Annotated in this window: 14 protein-coding genes; 5 read left to right on the top strand and 9 right to left on the bottom strand. The window is 41.6% G+C overall.

What is annotated here, in order from left to right:
* The first annotated feature begins 31 nt into the window (after window positions 1-31).
* Together VS868_RS16135 and fsa are read left to right on the top strand one after the other, a co-directional pair.
* The gene (locus VS868_RS16135; RefSeq protein ID WP_345598712.1) at window positions 32-844 is read left to right on the top strand and encodes an SDR family oxidoreductase; all 813 of its coding nucleotides are present in this window, start codon (window positions 32-34) and stop codon (window positions 842-844) included.
* Between the two features lie 62 nt (window positions 845-906).
* Window positions 907-1,560 carry a fructose-6-phosphate aldolase gene (gene fsa / locus VS868_RS16130; RefSeq protein WP_266068900.1) on the top strand — a complete coding sequence of 218 codons (654 nt, stop codon included), beginning with the start codon at window positions 907-909 and terminating at the stop codon, window positions 1,558-1,560.
* A gap of 255 nt (window positions 1,561-1,815) precedes the next feature.
* Here the strand turns inward: fsa and VS868_RS16125 are convergent, their stop codons facing one another.
* The gene (locus tag VS868_RS16125) at window positions 1,816-3,258 is read right to left on the bottom strand and encodes a hypothetical protein (protein ID WP_345598711.1); all 1,443 of its coding nucleotides are present in this window, start codon (window positions 3,256-3,258) and stop codon (window positions 1,816-1,818) included.
* A 149-nt stretch (window positions 3,259-3,407) separates the two neighbouring features.
* Here VS868_RS16125 and VS868_RS16120 point away from each other — a divergent pair, with 149 nt between their 5' ends.
* A complete protein-coding gene (locus VS868_RS16120) occupies window positions 3,408-5,033 on the top strand; it encodes an ATP-binding cassette domain-containing protein (RefSeq protein WP_266068944.1) in 1,626 nt (541 codons plus the stop codon).
* A gap of 118 nt (window positions 5,034-5,151) precedes the next feature.
* On the opposite strand, the gene VS868_RS16115 is transcribed toward VS868_RS16120, so the two are convergent.
* From VS868_RS16115 to VS868_RS16105, 3 genes are all read right to left on the bottom strand, one after another.
* Window positions 5,152-5,346: a hypothetical protein gene (locus VS868_RS16115; protein ID WP_266068902.1), complete on the bottom strand. Its 195-nt coding sequence runs from the start codon at window positions 5,344-5,346 to the stop codon at window positions 5,152-5,154.
* Window positions 5,347-5,350: 4 nt separating this feature from the next.
* Complete coding sequence (locus VS868_RS16110) at window positions 5,351-5,593, bottom strand: DUF2007 domain-containing protein (RefSeq protein WP_266068903.1); 243 nt, start codon at window positions 5,591-5,593, stop codon at window positions 5,351-5,353.
* 75 nt (window positions 5,594-5,668) lie between these two features.
* Complete coding sequence (locus VS868_RS16105) at window positions 5,669-6,394, bottom strand: hypothetical protein (RefSeq protein ID WP_266068904.1); 726 nt, start codon at window positions 6,392-6,394, stop codon at window positions 5,669-5,671.
* 198 nt (window positions 6,395-6,592) lie between these two features.
* Between VS868_RS16105 and VS868_RS16100 the strand changes: the two genes are divergently transcribed.
* A complete protein-coding gene (locus tag VS868_RS16100; RefSeq protein WP_266068905.1) occupies window positions 6,593-7,180 on the top strand; it encodes a DUF4136 domain-containing protein in 588 nt (195 codons plus the stop codon).
* A 173-nt stretch (window positions 7,181-7,353) separates the two neighbouring features.
* Here VS868_RS16100 and VS868_RS16095 read toward each other — a convergent pair whose 3' ends face one another.
* The 3 genes from VS868_RS16095 to recG all read right to left on the bottom strand — a co-directional run bounded on the left by VS868_RS16095 (window position 7,354) and on the right by recG (window position 13,679).
* Window positions 7,354-8,886 carry an IS1182 family transposase gene (locus VS868_RS16095; protein ID WP_345596777.1) on the bottom strand — a complete coding sequence of 511 codons (1,533 nt, stop codon included), beginning with the start codon at window positions 8,884-8,886 and terminating at the stop codon, window positions 7,354-7,356.
* Window positions 8,887-8,978: 92 nt separating this feature from the next.
* Complete coding sequence (pheT, locus tag VS868_RS16090; protein ID WP_345598710.1) at window positions 8,979-11,405, bottom strand: phenylalanine--tRNA ligase subunit beta; 2,427 nt, start codon at window positions 11,403-11,405, stop codon at window positions 8,979-8,981.
* A gap of 168 nt (window positions 11,406-11,573) precedes the next feature.
* Window positions 11,574-13,679 carry an ATP-dependent DNA helicase RecG gene (gene recG, locus VS868_RS16085; protein ID WP_345598709.1) on the bottom strand — a complete coding sequence of 702 codons (2,106 nt, stop codon included), beginning with the start codon at window positions 13,677-13,679 and terminating at the stop codon, window positions 11,574-11,576.
* A gap of 75 nt (window positions 13,680-13,754) precedes the next feature.
* Between recG and VS868_RS16080 the strand changes: the two genes are divergently transcribed.
* Complete coding sequence (locus VS868_RS16080) at window positions 13,755-15,779, top strand: M1 family metallopeptidase (protein WP_345598708.1); 2,025 nt, start codon at window positions 13,755-13,757, stop codon at window positions 15,777-15,779.
* Between the two features lie 64 nt (window positions 15,780-15,843).
* Here the strand turns inward: VS868_RS16080 and VS868_RS16075 are convergent, their stop codons facing one another.
* Together VS868_RS16075 and VS868_RS16070 are read right to left on the bottom strand one after the other, a co-directional pair.
* A complete protein-coding gene (locus tag VS868_RS16075) occupies window positions 15,844-16,431 on the bottom strand; it encodes a hypothetical protein (RefSeq protein ID WP_345598707.1) in 588 nt (195 codons plus the stop codon).
* A 445-nt stretch (window positions 16,432-16,876) separates the two neighbouring features.
* On the bottom strand, window positions 16,877-17,851 hold the full coding sequence (locus VS868_RS16070) for a PAS domain-containing protein (protein ID WP_345598706.1): 975 nt from the start codon (window positions 17,849-17,851) through the stop codon (window positions 16,877-16,879).
* Window positions 17,852-18,011: the final 160 nt, after the last annotated feature.

Here is an 18,011-nt window from a genome sequence, read left to right as displayed (position 1 = left end):
CAATAGTCTGGATTTATTGCATCTTTGCAGCATGACAGAAACAGCTTCAAAAGTGGTGCTCGTAACAGGAGCATCTTCAGGAATTGGAAAAGCTATTGCCAATTTTCTTCAATCAAAGAACTATACCGTTTTTGGAACCAGCCGTAATCCGTCGGGGCGGAATTCTGCCTTTCCTCTGGTCGCGCTCGATGTTACCAAACCTGAAACCATCACCGCTGCCGTGGCTGAAGTTATTGCTTCCGCAGGAAAAATTGATGTACTTATCAATAATGCGGGGGTTGGTATTACCGGCCCAATTGAAGAAACGCCCGATGAGGAAATAAAAAAAGCTTTTGATACCAATTATTTTGGGCCCATAAATGTCATTAAGGCTGTATTGCCTCAAATGCGGAAAAACAACAGTGGTCTTATAATTAATGTAACTTCCATCGCCGGATATATGGGATTGCCTTACCGCGGAATTTATTCGGCTTCAAAAGGGGCGCTGGAGATCACTACCGAAGCTTTTAGAATGGAGCTGAAGGATTCAAACATCAAAATGACCAATATAGCCCCGGGAGATTTTGTCACTAACATTGCGGCGGGAAGGTATCACGCGCCGGTAATAGCAGGTTCTCCTTATGAAAAGCCTTACGGCAACACGCTTAAGATTATGAATGAGCATGTAGACCAGGGTAAAGATCCCAATATGATGGCCAAAGTGATCTACGGCATACTTCAGGAAAAAGATCCAAAAATACATTACAAAGTAGGGGAGCCGCTGCAAAAGTTCTCTATTGCTTTAAAGCGCATACTGCCCGATAAATTGTATGAGCGCCTACTCTTAAAACATTATAAGTTGTAGTTTTGCAGAAGGTTGAAAAATGGCATTTTTCAGCAGTATTTAATCATTTATAACAACACACTATGAAATTTTTTATCGACACAGCAAACCTTGACCAGATAAGGGAAGCCCAGGATCTTGGGGTCCTTGACGGAGTGACTACCAACCCTTCTCTTATGGCTAAAGAAGGTATCACCGGGAAAGACAACATCATTGCCCATTACAAGAAAATTTGTGAGATCACTACCGGAGATGTTAGTGCCGAAGTGATTGCGACCGATTTTGAGAATATTGTAAAAGAAGGAGAGGAACTTGCCGCTTTGCATGATCAAATTATTGTGAAAGTGCCTATGATCAAAGACGGTATTAAAGCCATCAAATACTTTAGCGATAAAGGAATTAAAACAAACTGTACTTTGGTATTTTCGGCAGGTCAGGCGCTTTTGGCAGCCAAAGCCGGTGCAACTTATGTTTCTCCTTTTATCGGGAGACTTGATGATATCTCAACAGATGGTTTGAACCTTATCATGGAAATACGCCAAATATATGATAACTACGGGTTTGAAACCGAAATTCTTGCAGCTTCGGTGAGGCACACCATGCACGTAATTGACTGCGCTAAAATAGGTGCCGATGTAATGACCGGTCCACTTTCGGCGATCACAGGTTTATTAAACCACCCACTTACTGATATTGGTCTTGAGAAATTCCTTGCCGATCATAAAAAAGGGAACTAAGGTTCCAAAAATGACATTTTTTAAAGCCTTTTTTCTTCGGAAGAAAGGCTTTTTAATGGAGAGCATTTTGAGGAGCCAGGATTAAAATTTGGATGAAGATAGATTGTTATTTTACGTTTTTACTACTGAAGCATCTATTAAAAAAAAATCTTTAAGCACATATTGCTGAAGGATTTTGAGAGAATACTAACGGGTTGGGAAAATTCAGGTTCCAAAAATGGCATTTTTGACAACTTCTTCTTCGGAAAAATTTTTTTAGTTGAGGAAGGCCAGAAGCCTAGATTCAAATTCGGGTGAAGAGAGGTACACGTCGCCCACTTCTACTACTGAAGCATCGTTCACAAATAACATTTTAGTGAGGAAATACTGAAAAGCTTCCTTGTGGATCCTGGCGGGCGCCAGCTGAAATTCGGTTGCCGGGTCGTAGCCATTTTGTCTTACAGCAACTCTCCAGGCGGGTTCTTCAGAAAGATCGAGATTGATGCCTATAAAATCTACTTCGGGATATTTTTTTCGGTAAAGATCTATTACCTGGTGTTCATTCTGGTAACTTTCATCATAAACAGACCAAAGAAATATCACGGTGGGCCTTCTAATGATATCCTGTGTAGTGACGAGCTCCCCCTCCATATTGAGCAGGGGGACTGCTGCCAGTGAGGTGCCGGGAAGGTAGGCCAGTTGTACCGCGGCCAGGTTTTCCAGTTTTTCAAGATTTTCATCAGGGAAGTTAAGGGCCTCAAGTTCGTCGAGAATCGAAACTATATTCTCCTTGTTTTCTGCCATGATGATACCTCTTACGGCAATTTTTTCCAGTAGCTGTTCCCTTATCTTTGGCACCCTAATAAGTTCGCCGGCTTTGCGAAGGCGGGCTTTTACATTGGCAACATCGGTAAGGCTGTAACAATCGGCCCCGTCTAAATTACTATCGGCACACCAGGCCAGGGAATAGTTAATAAGATAGTTCTCCAGTAGCCTTTTATAACCGGGGCTGCACTGAATATTAACACAGTTAAAATCGATTTCTTCTCTGTAATCGTGAAAATTGGCTGGGAATTGTCGGGAGTAGTCACGATAGTATTTGTTTACGAGATAAGTGTAACGCTCCCTGAGATCATAATTCTCATAATTGATGATCTCCCTTGCCAGCTGGTTGAATTCTTCTGAAAAATTTTTCTTTTCGGAAATTGCGGCCAGGTAATTTATTCGATCCTGCCTTATAGAATCGGCTTTTTCAAGAAAAACAGGGGGGGTGTACTTATGAAAGTTGAGCAGGAGTTGGGAGTTGTTCTCATCTTTTAAGAACATTTCAGCCATAAAATTGTTCTTCGCATTGCCTTTTCCGCTGAAGTGGAGAGATTCATCAAATGCTAAAGTATTGGCTCTTAGCAGCAGGCTGTCTCCCGGAGAAATATAAATATTCTGAGTTTCGGGCTTATGTTGAAGTATATACAGGCCTTCCTTTGCATTCTCGATTTTGTAGTTAAATCTATTGTTTTCATCGAGAGTTACCGTATCAAGAACTTCCCCCTGGTGTTTAACGACCACATACTCTAAGGTAGGATTAATAATCTCCCCTCCAATATAAGCATATGAAGGACTGGTAGTTAAATTGTTACAGCTGGAAATAAAAAAGCTGAGGCCCAGTAAAACCAGTGCTGGTAAGGCATCATGTAAAATATGTAAACTATTGCTTTTCAAAATTTTTGGGGGACAAATAGCGGATAGCAAATGTAGACCCGAAGCAACAACAGCGATGTTAACTCCTCGTTAAATAGAGAATTATAAAAGTTAATGTTTTAAGGGATAAGCTTAAATGGCTACTTTTGCAAAAATTTAGAAAAGACTATATGTTATCAGTTTCAAATTTATCTGTTCAGTTTGGGAAAAGAGTGTTGTTTGATGAAGTGAACACCACCTTTACCCAGGGCAACTGTTATGGAATTATTGGTGCCAATGGTGCCGGAAAATCTACTTTCTTAAATATCCTTAGCGGGAAGTCAGAACCTACTTCGGGCCACGTACACCTGGAGCCGGGAAAAAGAATGTCTGTTCTCGAGCAAAACCATAACCTTTATGACGAATACCCTGTATTGGAAACCGTCATTATGGGAAATAAGCCTCTCTATAACATCAAAAAAGAGATGGACGAGATCTACGCCAAAGAAGATTTTGGGGATGCCGATGGGGAAAGAGTAGGAGTGCTACAGGTTGAATTTGAGGAAATGAATGGCTGGAACGCCGATAGTGAGGCTGCTGCCCTGCTTTCTAACCTTGGTATAAAAGAAGATAGCCACTACACGCTTATGGGCGATCTTGATAACAAACTTAAGGTTAGGGTACTTTTGGCGCAGGCACTTTTTGGTAATCCTGATGTATTGATCATGGATGAGCCAACAAACGACCTGGATTATGAAACAATAAACTGGCTTGAAAACTTTCTTGCCAACTATGAAAATACAGTGATAGTAGTATCTCACGACCGTCACTTCCTGGATTCTGTTTGTACCCACGTTTCTGATATCGACTTCGGAAAGATCAACCATTACAGTGGTAACTATACTTTTTGGTATGAGTCTTCACAGTTGGCAGCACGCCAGCGGTCTCAGCAGAACAAGAAAGCTGAAGAAAAGAAAAAGGAACTTGAAGAATTTATTCGTCGCTTCAGCGCCAACGTGGCAAAATCTAAGCAGGCTACTTCCAGAAAGAAGATGATCGCAAAACTTAATATTGACGATATTAAGCCTTCAAGCCGAAGGTATCCTGCGATTATTTTTGAAAGAGAAAGAGAAGCCGGGGATCAAATTCTAAATGTAGAAGGCCTTGAGGCTTCTATTGAAGGGGAAACGCTATTTAAAGACGTGAATATTAATCTTGCGAAAGGAGATAAAGTAGTGGTGTATTCAAAAGATTCACGAGCTACTACAGCTTTCTACGAGATACTTAATGAAAAGGAAAAAGCCGTATCGGGTAAATTCAGTTGGGGAATTACTACCAACCAGTCTTATCTGCCCTTAGATAACTCCGAATATTTTGACAATGACCTTACTCTGGTTGACTGGTTGCGCCAATGGGCTAAAACCGAAGAGGAAAGGGAAGAAGTTCATATCCGCGGATTCCTTGGCAAGATGATCTTTAGCGGTGAAGAAGCTTTAAAAACAGCCCGGGTGCTCTCTGGAGGTGAAAAAGTGCGTTGTATGTTAAGCCGAATGATGATGATGAGGGCGAACGTACTTATGCTCGATGAGCCTACCAACCACCTAGACCTGGAATCTATTACGGCATTCAACAATTCCCTTAAGAACTTTAAGGGTACTGTGATGTTTACCACTCACGATCATGAATTTGCACAGACAGTTGCAAACAGGGTAATTGAATTAACTCCTAACGGGGCTATAGATCGTTACCTTACTTTTGATGAGTACATGAGCGATCCTAAGATCAAGGAACAAAGGGATAAAATGTATTCTAAGTAATATAAAAAATAAGAGGCTGTCTAAAAAAGCTTTACATCTATGTGATGCTATTCTAAATTGCATCACCCTGCTTAATGAGAAGTAGGATAAATGGTGTGAATTTTTAGACAGTCTTTTTTTATGCTTCTTTGTCTTTCCAGAAGAACTTGTACAGGTCAAAACCTCCAAGAACAATAAAGCCTATGGCAATGATTATCCTGAAGGTGGTATACTCTGCACCTGTAAGAAAGGTGTATATGCGGTAGCCTCCATAGCCCAGGAAAGCAAGACCCACAACCAGGTTGAAATAATTTTTTCGGGGAGCAGCAGTCATTTAATTAATCACTATCAGGAAAGGTTTCATTAGTGATGCGCAGGGCCTTTTCATAATCCTTTGATCTGGCGAAGAGCAAAACCTGTCCGGGTAAACCACCACCAAAGCCGGCTCTTAATCCGGAATCAAAATCATTTCGTACCCGGGTAGCGATCCCTTCTTCTTCAAGTAAGTTCTGCAGGTGTTGCACATTTACTTCACTCCCGGTATAAACTCTTTTGTATTCTTGTTGTTCTTCGTCGCTCATATAATGTTATTTTCCTATAAATTTAAGAATAGGCAAATGACTTCAGGAGTATTTAATTTGAGTTTAACATTTGTATCAGGCATTATAGAATTTGCTGTTCCAGTTTCCCGAACTAAAATTTTTTCCGAGGCTAATTCCGTAGAAAAATATCAGCGCAACCATAGATTTAAAACAGTACATGTAAATAATAAGGAATTGCGAAGTCTCCCTGAACTGAGAGAAGAAAAGTTCCCTGACTCCAAAAGAGAGCAAAAAGCTGGAGAGGAAACAAAAGATCAACAGGTTTTCAAGATTTTTAAGCGGCCACATCAATAGTTTTCTCAAAGGGTGCATATCGGTACCCCATTTGTGGAGAAGATAGTAGTACCCGTTGCCTAATGGCGCAAAGAGCATAGGATCATCGGCATTTTCAAGCCTGAAATATTTGGCAGGGGCAACTATTTTAAAACCTTGCAGAGAAATTCTGTGTTTCTTTTCCACTTCCTTAACTGCGCTTACCGCTTCAGCAGGTAGATCTCCTTTAAAAAATTTGGTGTCGAGAAAGCGGAGCCTAAAATCTACACAGATCTTTTTAATCTGGTTTTCATGAAAGATCTTTTCAGTTTGCAGTAAATCGAATACCAATGGGTTTGAAATTGATTCTTCGGCGCTCCCTTCAGCAATTTTACGCAGGATCTCTTCTTCTGAATTTTCCTCTCTTTTCAGGATCTTCTTTACTTCCTCCAGCACTTCCTGTTCTTTCATCTCCTTCCGGCGCAGCAGCTCCATCTCCCTCTGAAGGTTTGTTCTCTCTAGCAGCATTTTCTTTTCCGTTTAGCAGCTAAAAATAGCGAATAACAGCAAAACATGCAAAAAATCGCATTTTTGGCTATGTTTTAAGGAATCCTACTGTTAAATTTAAGAGGTGATGGTTAAATTCATTTTAAACCTGCAGTTCTATTTATCCATTAGTAATAGATGCGCTAAATTGAGGATAACGAACTTTAAAACCCTCAAAAAATGAAAATTTTTAGACACTTTTTAAGCCTGAGTATCCTGGCAGGAATCCTCCTGGTTGGTTGCGGGCCCAAAGTAGATACCAACAAAAGAACGGCGAAGAGCTTAAACAGTTATGAGAGCTATGCCTTCTTACCCAACCAGGATACTATACAAACTTCTGTTTATGACAATGCGCAGGTGAATGAAATAGTTATAGATGAAATTCGGCAGAATATGCAGGACCTAAATTACAGGCTAGATCGCAATCAACCCGATCTCCTGGTGTATTATCACCTAATGTTAGACGAAGAAATGGCGGTGAATGCAAATCCTGTTTACACCAACTACAGTTATTACCGTCCCGGATTTTACGTAGGGCCATACTATAGAAATTATGCTTATAATAACTATTTCACCGTTCCCAGAATTGCAGGAAATAGTGTACAGCAAGTACCATATAAAGAAGGTACCATAGTGATTGACCTTATTGACCGTCGTACCAATGAGATTGTATGGAGAGGAAAAGCCGAAGATGTTGTTTCTCCCGCCAATCTTAGTGAAGAATTAAGGACTTACGTAAATGCCATTTTTGACAGGTTACCAAAGTAAACCTTGAGTAAACCTGAATGCTGATTGGAAACAGTATTTAAAAAATTGCAAAGAAAAGAGGTCGTCTAAAAAGTAATTTTTAGGTGGCCTTTTTTCATGATAAGATTTTCAAGGAGGGTTTTTCCTTTTTCACGTTGTAGTGAGCATTGAAAAAGTTGGTTATATAGCCCCCTCTAGACTATATTGAACTTCTTTAAATTGTGTGCCATCGCTATTAACCCTATTTCGGTGGTTACTTTCTCCATACCCCGGAGCATAAACCGTTTGAAGCCCATATTTTGTTTAATATTTCCGAAGACGGCCTCTACATCCCAACACCTGCGCTTACGATGAGCTATTCCTTCGTCGCTAAGCAGTAGTTTTTTTGCTTTCTCTTTCAGGCGGATCAGGTTGTGGTTGCGTTCAATGATCCTGTTTCCCTTGGCTTTATAACAGCTACCCCGCAAAGGACATCCCTGACAGTTCTGGGCCTGGTAGCGGGGGATTTGCTGAATAAAACCATTTTTGGTTTTCCCTTCGTAGGTATGAGTTTTTCTCATCGCCTGCCCCATGGGACAGTAATAAGTATCTGTTTCTGGATTGTAAAAGAAGTTGTCGGGATGAAACGGGTTTTCCCTGTACTTTTTATCCCGCTGCTCTTTATGGAAGTAATTGTATTTTACAAAAGCAGTAATGTTCTTGTCTTCTAAGTCTGTATAGTTTTCTTCGCTACCATAGCCCGCATCAGCGGTAAGTGTTTCAGGAGTTTGACCGTAGGATTCGATATGATCTTTAAGGTGCTCTTTTAAAGTAGTAGTATCAGCAGTAGTTTGAGCAAGGGTGTAGTTGGTGATAAACTGGTTGTTGGTAGAGGCTTGTAAATTATATCCCGGCTTTAACTGTCCGTTTTGCATATAATCATCCTTCATGCGCATAAAGGTGGCATCGGGATCTGTTTTACTGTAGCTGTTTCTCTTCCCCAGGATAGCTTCCTGTTCAGTGTACTTCTCCAGGTTTTTCGGCCAGTTTTTTTTGGCATAGTTTAGCTTTTGTCTGACCTTTTTATCTACCTCTTTATCCTGCAAAGCCTGATTGATAGTATCAATGGTCTGTGCTACTTTTTCAGGATCGATCTCTTCAAAGTCGGGCTGGTTAGGAAGCATCTGTTCTTCCGCATAAACCTTCTCAACATAGGCCCAGAGTTCCTTGAGCTGTTTCTTAATTCGCTCTTTACTGGTCTTGATGGATTTGCCCCATACAAAGGTATGGCGATTGGCATTGGCCTCTATTTTGGTGCCATCTACGTAGAGTTCTTTGAGAGATAGCACTCCCTGTTCAGCCAGTAATACAACTACCTGATTGAAGATGTTTTTAAACTTACCCTTTAATCTTTTGCCTCTGAAATCATTGATGGTGTTATGATCTGGCTTGCTTTGTCCGCTAAGCCACATAAAATGAACATTCTCCTGTAGTGCCTGTTCAATTTTTCTTGAGGAATAAATGTTTCTCAGGTAAGAATAGATCACCACCTTTAGAAGCATCCGTGGATGATAGCTGGAGGTGCCTCCTCCTTTATAGCTCTTCGCAAGAGCGCTAATATCTAAATGATCTACAATGGTATTGACAATCCGGACAGGGTGATTTTTCGGAACCAGATCATCATAGCTTGGGGGAATAAGACTTAGTTGGTTCTGATGATAAGTCTTAAAAACTACTTTTCTGCTCATACTTTAAAAATAAGCAGCTCCACCTTTTTATACAAAAAAAGACTGCCTTTTCAGACAGCCTCTTTTTCTTTATCTGGGCTAAAGCCCTGCTTTTATCTAAGCTCTGCACCCAATTGCTTTTCAAGGTTTTGTTGCAGCTTGCCCATTATTTTATCAATTTGTTTATCGGTAAGGGTTTTTCTTTCATCCTGCAGGATAAAACTCACTGCATAACTCTTCTTTCCTTCCGGAAGGTTAGCCCCTTCGTACACGTCAAAAAGATTTACATCCTTAAGAAGATCTTTTTCAGTTTTAAAAGCTATGTCATGAATTTGTTCAAATTTCACAGCGTCATCAAGCAAGAGAGCAAAATCTCTTCTCACCGCCTGAAACTTGGAAATATCCCTGAATTTATTCTGTTGGTCTTTAGAAGTCTCTACCACCATATCCCAGTTGAAATCGGCATAAAGCACTTCCTGATTTATGTCGAAGTTTTTAAGGATCTTTCTTTTGATCACTCCAAATTCTACCAGTCTCACATTATTAAAGCTGAAAGAAATTCCTTCAGAAAAAACGTCATTTTTGACAGGTGAGGTTTTAAGGTCTCTTATGCCCAATCTTTCCAAAACTGAAGTCACTACACCTTTAAGGTAGAAAAATTCCCCTTTTTGAACAGCATGGGTCCAGGTCTCGCTATTCCTGTTCCCCGAAATGAAGATAGAAAGGTGTTTCTTTTCTTCCCGGCCGCTGTTGTAGTTGTGATAGGTCTTTCCGAATTCAAAGAACTTAAGATCGGCTCTTTTGCGGTTCAGGTTGTAGCTCACTGCCTCAAGGCCCGAGAACAATAGCGACTGCCGTAGCACAGAAAGATCCTGGCTAAGCGGGTTAAGCATTTTTACCACATGTTCTTCCTTCAACTGCTCACTAAGGCCCAGGTGGGAAGGAGTAGTAAGTGAATTGGCCATAGTTTCAAAAAATCCCTGCCCTACAAGCTGTCCGGCAATTAAATTCTGAAGTTTGTAATCTTCAAACCTGGTGGAATTGGCGACAGAGGCATTGATCTTATCTCCAAATTCAATGTTGTTGTAACCATAAACCCTTAGGATCTCTTCAATAACATCGGCCTCTCGTTTTACGTCTACACGGTATGGCGGTATGGTAAGGCCCATTCCGGTTTCGGTAACGTTGTTCACTCGTATTTCGAGCGAAGCAAGAATAGATTTGATGGTTTCTTTAGACAGGTTTTGCCCAACAAGAGAATTGATCTTTTCAAAAGTGAGGAAAACAGGGAAGTCTTCAACCTTTTTTGGGTAATAATCGTCAATATCACTTGAAACACTTCCTCCAGCCAGCTCCTGTATGAGCAATACTGCTCGTTTAAGAGCATATTCGGTTATGTTGGGATCAATACCTCTTTCATATCTAAAGGAAGCATCGGTATTTAAACCATGGCGTTTGGCTGTTTTTCGAACAGTTACTGGATTGAAATAGGCGCTCTCAATAAAGAGATTGTTGGTTCCCGATGTTACCCCACTGCTAATTCCGCCAAACACACCGGCTATAGCCAGTGGCTTTTCGGCATCACATATCATAAGGTCTTCTTCATGCAGCTCTCTTTCAACTTCATCTAGCGTAGTGAATTTTGTTCCTGCCTCTAATGTCTGCACAATGATCTCATTTCCTGAGATCCTGTCGGCATCAAAAGCGTGCAGGGGCTGGCCTAGCTCATGCATCACGTAATTGGTCACATCTACAACATTGTTCTTTGGAGCGATTCCAATTGCTTTAAGCCTGTTTTGCAACCATTTTGGGGATTCTGATATTTCTACCCCTGTAATGGTCACTCCGCAATAACGGGGTGCCAGTTCGGGCTTGACAATTTTCACCGGAATCCTTCGGCTGCGGCTGTCAATATGAAAACTACTTACCGAAGGGGTAATTAGCTCCTGGGGTTCTCCCTGTTGTTGTAGCCCCGCTTTAAGATCGCGCGCTACTCCCCAGTGGCTCATAGCGTCGGCACGGTTTGGAGTTAAACCTATTTCGAACACATGGTCGTCTTCAACTTCAAAAAGACTGGCTGCCGGGGTGCCCACTTCAATACTGGAATCGAGTACCATTATGCCGTCATGGCTTTGTCCCAGACCCAGTTCATCTTCGGCACAAATCATCCCGTGACTGCTTTCGCCTCTTATTTTACTTTTCTTGATTTCCCAGGGAGAACCTTTTTCATCGTAAAGGGTAGTGCCTACTGTTGCCACCGGTACTTTTTGTCCTGCTGCTACATTAGGTGCCCCACAAACAATTTGAACCGGTTCGCCATTACCCAAATCTACAGTGGTAACTTTAAGCCTGTCGGCGTTGGGATGGGGTTCGCAGGTAAGTACTTCTCCTACCACTATGCCCCTAAGGCTCCCTTTTACACTTTGAAATTCATGAATACCTTCTACTTCAAGGCCCAGATCTGTGAGCAGTTCTCCTGTTTCTTCAGGATTACGATTAACTTTTATGAATTGTCTAAGCCAGTTATATGAAATCTTCATTGAACAAATTTTTCGAGCTGCAAAGATAGTATTACCATTGATTTTGACATAATAAAAAAGGGAAGAGCAGCAATGTCAACTATAAAAGACTAATTTCTGAAAAACAAAGCTGTTTCAGGATTGCTGTAACGCCCTGAAGTATTCATCTAAAAGAAGATAAATTTATGTTTAACTGATGTAATTCCAGATATTCTTCTCCTTTATAAGCTGAGAGTAGGTGTAATTAACGATCTTATTCTTCTCAAGTTCCAGGCCTGGATCTTCTTTTAGAAGTTGCAATGCGTAATGCCGGGCAGTTTTTAGGATATCATTATCCTTTACAATATCTGCGATCTTTAAGTTGAGCACACCACTTTGCTGGGTTCCCATAAGATCGCCCGGGCCGCGGAGTTTGAGATCTACTTCAGCAATTTCAAATCCGTCGGCAGTGCGTACCATGGTTTCAAGGCGGGTCTTGCTGTCGTTAGAAAGTTTATGACCGGTCATAAGGATACAAAAACTCTGTTCGGCACCACGGCCCACGCGGCCTCTTAGCTGGTGTAGCTGGGAAAGTCCAAACCGCTCTGCACTTTCTATGATCATCACACTGGCATTGGGCACATTTACACCCACTTCAATTACTGTAGTGGCTACCATGATCTGCGTTTCGCCTTTTACAAACCTGTCCATTTCATAATCTTTATCGGCAGGTTTCATTTGCCCGTGTAAAATGGAGATCTGGAACTCGGGCATGGGAAATTCGCGGGCTATACTTTCATAACCGTCCATAAGATCTTTGTAATCCATGGTTTCCGATTCCTGGATGAGCGGATACACAATATAAATTTGTCTTCCTTTTCTAATTTCATCCCGAATAAAAGCAAAAACCTTCAGCCTGTTGCTGTCATAGCGGTGTACAGTCTTGATTTCTTTCCTGCCTGGGGGCAATTCGTCAATTACAGAAATATCAAGGTCTCCATAGAGGCTCATCGCGAGCGTTCGCGGTATTGGGGTGGCGGTCATTACCAGCACGTGGGGCGGCAGGTGGTTCTTTTTCCAGAGCCTTGCTCTTTGTGCAACACCAAACCTATGCTGCTCATCAATAATGGCCAGGCCTAGATTTTGAAATTGAACTTTTTCCTCGAGCAGCGCATGGGTGCCAATAAGTAGATGTAATTCTCCACTTTCTAAAGCGGCATGGATTTCTTTTCTTTCTGAAGTCTTTGTTGAACCGGTGAGTAGTTTAACCTTGATCCCCAGATTAGTAACAAGTTCTGATATCCCGTTAAAATGCTGGGTAGCCAGAATTTCGGTGGGGGCCATTAAGCAGGCCTGGAATCCATTATCCAGTGCCAGCAGCACGCTCATCAAAGCGACAATTGTTTTTCCCGATCCCACATCTCCCTGCAGCAAACGGTTCATTTGGGCACCGGTGCCCAGGTCTTTTCGAATCTCTTTGATTACTCTTTTTTGTGCGTTGGTGAGTTCAAAAGGAAGGTGCTTTTCATAAAACTCGCTGAAATGGGAACCCACTTCTTCAAAAGGAAAACCTTTGATCTTTTTCTTCCTTATCAGGTTCTTGATCAACAGCTGAATTTGTATGTAAAAAAGCTCTTCAAACTTTAAACGGAACTGCGCCTTTGCCAGTAACTCCTGGCTCTTCGGAAAATGAGCATTAAAAAGTGCCTCGGCTTTGGGTAATAAATGAAGTTCCTCTATAATGTCCTGCGGAAGTGGATCAACAAATTTATTGCCGCTCTCCAAAAAAAGTTGCTGTACGCAGCGGCTAAAAACCCTGTTGGTAATGCCCGATTTTCCTAATCTTTCTGTAGAAGGGTACACAGGTTGCATGGCGGTGCGCAGGTTCTTTTTATAATCTTCAACCAGCTCCATCTCGGGGTGTGGCATGCTAAAAAGGCCATTGTACCAGGAAGTTTTCCCAAAGATCACATACGGAGTGTTGAGCTTCAGGTTTTCACGAATCCATTTTTGACCGCGAAACCATACCAGCTCCATCTTTCCGGTATCGTCAACAAAATCGGCTACCAGGCGTTTTCCTTTCTTTTGTTCCACCGTTCGCAGGTGTACTATTTTTCCTACGATCTGCACTTCCGAAGAATTCCTTTCCAGCTGGGCAATCTTGTAAAAGCGGGTTTTATCGAGGTAGCGGTTTGGAAAAAAATTAAGCAAGTCACCGTAAGTGTTCACTCCAATCTCCTTCCGCAGAATTTCGGCCCGGTTTGGGCCTATGCCTTTTAGATAGTCAATGGGAGTATGCAGTAGTGGTGGATTCATGTAAACGAAGATAAAAAAAAGCCTTTTAGGAAGGTAAGTTTTTACAGGTTTGAGCAGGTAGTGTATATTTGAACAATGAAAAGCTCCTTTTTTCTTGTTCTGGCGATAGTAATTAGCACTGCGACCTACGCACAACAGTCGGCGGCTGTAGATTTCAAACATCTAAATGCCGAAATAAGTATTTACCCCTCAAAAAAGGCAGTTTCAGGGAAAATTCTTTTCAAATTTGACATTTTAGAGGCTGTAGATTCTATCTTTATTGATGCCCGAAAAATGGCATTTTCGGATGTGCTTCTGAATGGTAAGAAAGTTAACTTCGGAAGTGATCAAAATAAATTCTGGATCACCGGAAATTTTTCTCCCGCACAAGATCAGCAACTTCAGCTGAAGTATTCGGCTACACCCGGTCAAACCCTTTATTTTATTTCGAAGAAACCCGAAGCAGCAGGGCAGCAGGATTACCAGGTATGGACGCAGGGCCAGGGAAAATACACTTCTAACTGGTTACCAAGCTTTGATGATACTTCAGAAAAACTGGAATTTGACCTCACGTACATCTATCCTTCCGGGAAAATGCTGATCTCTAATGGAAGTTTAGTGGCTTCAGAAAAGATCAATGACACGCTTACGCGCTGGGAATTTGATATGATGAACCCAATGAGCAGCTATCTTGTTGCGATGGCAGCTGGAGATTTTAAAGAGGTGAGGCATATTGAAAATGATATTCCCATGATCTTTTATTATCCCGAAGGCATGGAAGAGAGGGTGGAGCCCACCTACAGGCATACCGGTTTTATGATGGATTTTTTTCAGAGGGAAACCGGCGTGGCATATCCATGGCAGAATTATAAACAGGTTCCTGTCCGTGATTTTTTATACTCCGGAATGGAGAACACCGGTACAACCATTTTTTCAGACATTTTTCTTGTAGATTCTATAGGCTATCACGACCAGAATTATGTGAATGTGAATGCTCATGAGCTGGCCCATCAATGGTTTGGAAATCTTGTAACGGCTGCTTTTCATGAAGATCACTGGCTGCAGGAAGGTTTTGCGACCTATTATGCTTTACTTGCCGAAAAGGAAATTTTTGGGGAAGACTACTATTACCGGAAACTCTTTAAAACCGCTGAAGAGCTAAAGGAATTAAGTGACAGGGGCAAGGGGGAAGCCGTAGCTGCCAAAAATGGCAGTTCTCTTACATATTACCAGAAAGGGGCGTGGGCTTTGCACATTTTGAACGAGAAAATAGGAAAGACTGCTTTTGACACGGGGGTAAAGAATTTTCTTGAAAAGCATAAATATTCAACCGCCACCACTCAAGATCTCATAGATGAAATGGAAGCTGCCAGTGGGCAGGACCTTTCGGGTTTTGTAAATGACTGGCTGAAGCAATCGGCTTTCCAGGGAACACAGGCGCTGGAATCTTTGAGAAAATCTCCTTTTATTCAGAAGTACCTTGCATTGGCTGCGGTCAAACCACTACCTGTTTCAGAAAAAAGGAATTTGTTACTGCAGGTACTCAGTTTTCCGGTAAACGATTATCTGGGGCAGGAAGCGGTACTGCAGCTGGCTCTGGAAGATACTACGCTGGTAAGTGACCTTTATAAAAAGGCATTTTCAAGCGGAAATCTTTATACCAGGCAGGCCATAGCTTTTACATTACAAAACGTGCCACAGCAACTAAAACCGGAATATGAATCTCTGCTGAATGATGCGTCTTACCTCACCCAGGAAATGGCGCTCTACAACCTGTGGATGTCTTTTCCCGAAGACAGAGCGGCTTACCTGCGAAAAATGGCAAATACAGAAGGCTTTCTTGACAAGAACATCAGGACCCTTTGGCTAACGCTGGCCCTCGCTACTCCGGGATTTGAAATGGCTTCTAAAAACAAATATATTGAAGAACTGAGAAGTTATACGGCTCCTCATTCCCGTTTCCAGGTGCGGGAAAGAGCGTTTGGTTTCCTGTACCAGTTAAATGCTTTTGATGAGCAGAGTTTAGCCAACCTCAAAGATGCCACCACTCACCCAAACTACAGGTTCAGGGAATTGGCCAAAGAGCTGCTCAAAACTTTACAGGAAGCAGAAGGTCTGTAGTTTATAGTCTGTAGTTTATAGTCTGTAGTTGGTATTCTGTAGACCTTAAACCTTAAACCTTGAACTAATTTTTTGGCGGAGTGATCATGATATGAGCGCGATGGGTACCGGGATCCATGATCCAGGGCATACCCGGGGCGAATGGTTTTTCGGGTAGTCCTGTAGATTCGGCTGTGGCATAGGGAATATAGATCACATACCTGAAGTGCCCGTCGGTGAGCTCTCCGGTTGCCGCATTGTAGTTTTCTTCACTACCGGTAAGGATCGTGGTCATTGCCGGGGAATCGGTTAAAGACAGGGAACCGGCTTCAGCTTCTCTTTTTCTTGTTTCCCGCTTTTCCATTTCCCCTGTTCCCTGGGCAGCAAGTTCCCTGCCGCGGGCCATAAATGGTTCCAGTTTGTTGGAATAACAAGACACATTAATTCCTTTTTGAGCTGGGTCATCGGCCAGGCATACCAGGTGATTTGTGCCCTCACGTAAAACGATCATTTCTCCCTGTTCATTAAAGCCATAGACCATTGCACCGTCACGAAGTTCTTCGGGTGCTGCAAGCGTTGCAGTCTTTATCTGGATCTCTGCCGGCAGCACTTTTGTCTGCGCATTTAAAATGGATGTGAAAAGCAGGGATAGAATGAACAGGAAAGATTTCATAACTCATGTTTTGAAAATGAAGAACTTAAAGATAACAAAAAGAAGTAAAGCCCCCTGCCAACTTTCGGGAAAAGAGGAATAAGTTACAGTCTTAAAATGCTGTAATAAATAGATTTTTAGTAATCAGGGTATCCTATGAATGAAGATTTCAAAAAAAAATAGATAGTTAAGAAGCAGTTAAAAAAAACTGCTTTAAAATTATTCAAAGAAGTTTTGATAATCTCTGGATCCAGTCTGGAGATTGTTAATTTCTTTAATATTTTTTCTAATCTTCAATCGCTGCTTTCGGTTATTTATCAGTAGGAGGATAAGTAATAAAATAACTATTCCGGCAATACCAGTAAGAAAGTATTCCATAATTGTTTCTAAGTTATGACTGTAAAGCTAACTTAAAAAATGCATAAAGCCTTCATGGAAATTCTTAAAATATTGTTATTCAGCCCTATTAATTCCAGTCCAGCAATCTTTGCTCGCCATCAATTTTTTTAATATCGGTGATATCCTGAGACATTTCAATAACCCCTCGATATGTTTTTTGAGCGTCACGTACCGCAAAGTACCTAATGTAAATTAGCCTGCCTTTAAAGTTTATCCAGAAGGAGGCTTCATTTTTATTCCCTTTTTTAAACTCTTCCAGAATTTTTAATACCGTACCTACACTTTTTGGAGGGTGGCAAAATTTTACTTCCCTGCCTATAATTCCGGCGCTTCGCGGAAATACACGTTCTTCACCACGATTATAAAAGATCACTTTATCATTTTCATCAACATAAGTAAGATCGAGAGGCATGGTCTTTAACAGCAGGTTCACCTGGTCTACGGTCATATAGCCCTCGTCATAATGGGAGGCGTTTTCAGTATCAAAAGAAAGTTCCCTTTTGGTATGGTCCTGTGAGGGGTGAATGTATTCCTCTTCCTCTGTTTCAGGATATTTTGGAGGATGGGAGGGAAGCATCCATCCAATTTCTTCTTCACCTTTCCTCACGTTTTTCCAGTCTTCTTCGGTAAGTAAGCTGAGAGCGTTCGGGAAAAGCACATTTTCTTCAACCAGCAGGAGCCTGAAAATACTGCTTACCAGATACTGCGCATCCCGGGAAACTTCAGCAAATTCCCTGGCTTCAATCTTTTTTCTAAGCAGCCGGAATTGCTCCCGAATGGTATCGTGAAATGACCACATATTTTTGGAAGGGCCTGTCCAGCCTTTTTGCTCAAGTACAGGGAAAAGCTGATTTTCTTTGCGTTCAAAACGACGCTCTATCTGCTGAAGCTGATTAAATATATTGTAGAATTTCTGATCTTCGGCTTCGGAACTTGTGTCCATTAGCTCCTGACCTAACTTCTGTATCAATTCTTTTTCTTCGGAATATATAGTAACGGGATGCCCCTTTGGTAATGCTGAAATTTCTGTGCTTGCGCTCATGATCCATTAATTTTCAGCAAAGAAAACGGATAAAATTGTCCTGATTTATGACCCAGGTCACATGAAGAATTTATTCAGAAGATTTCGTCATGCAGTTCCATGGTTTTAAAGAGTCAGGTAAACATAAGAGGGGTCAAAAATGCCATTTTTGACCCCTCGT

The sequence above is a fragment of the Salinimicrobium sp. 3283s genome (assembly GCF_039602225.1).
In the GTDB taxonomy this organism is placed as follows: domain Bacteria; phylum Bacteroidota; class Bacteroidia; order Flavobacteriales; family Flavobacteriaceae; genus Salinimicrobium; species Salinimicrobium profundisediminis.
Note: the sequence above shows the minus strand (reverse complement) of the source record. Positions and strands in the feature narration are given on the sequence as shown.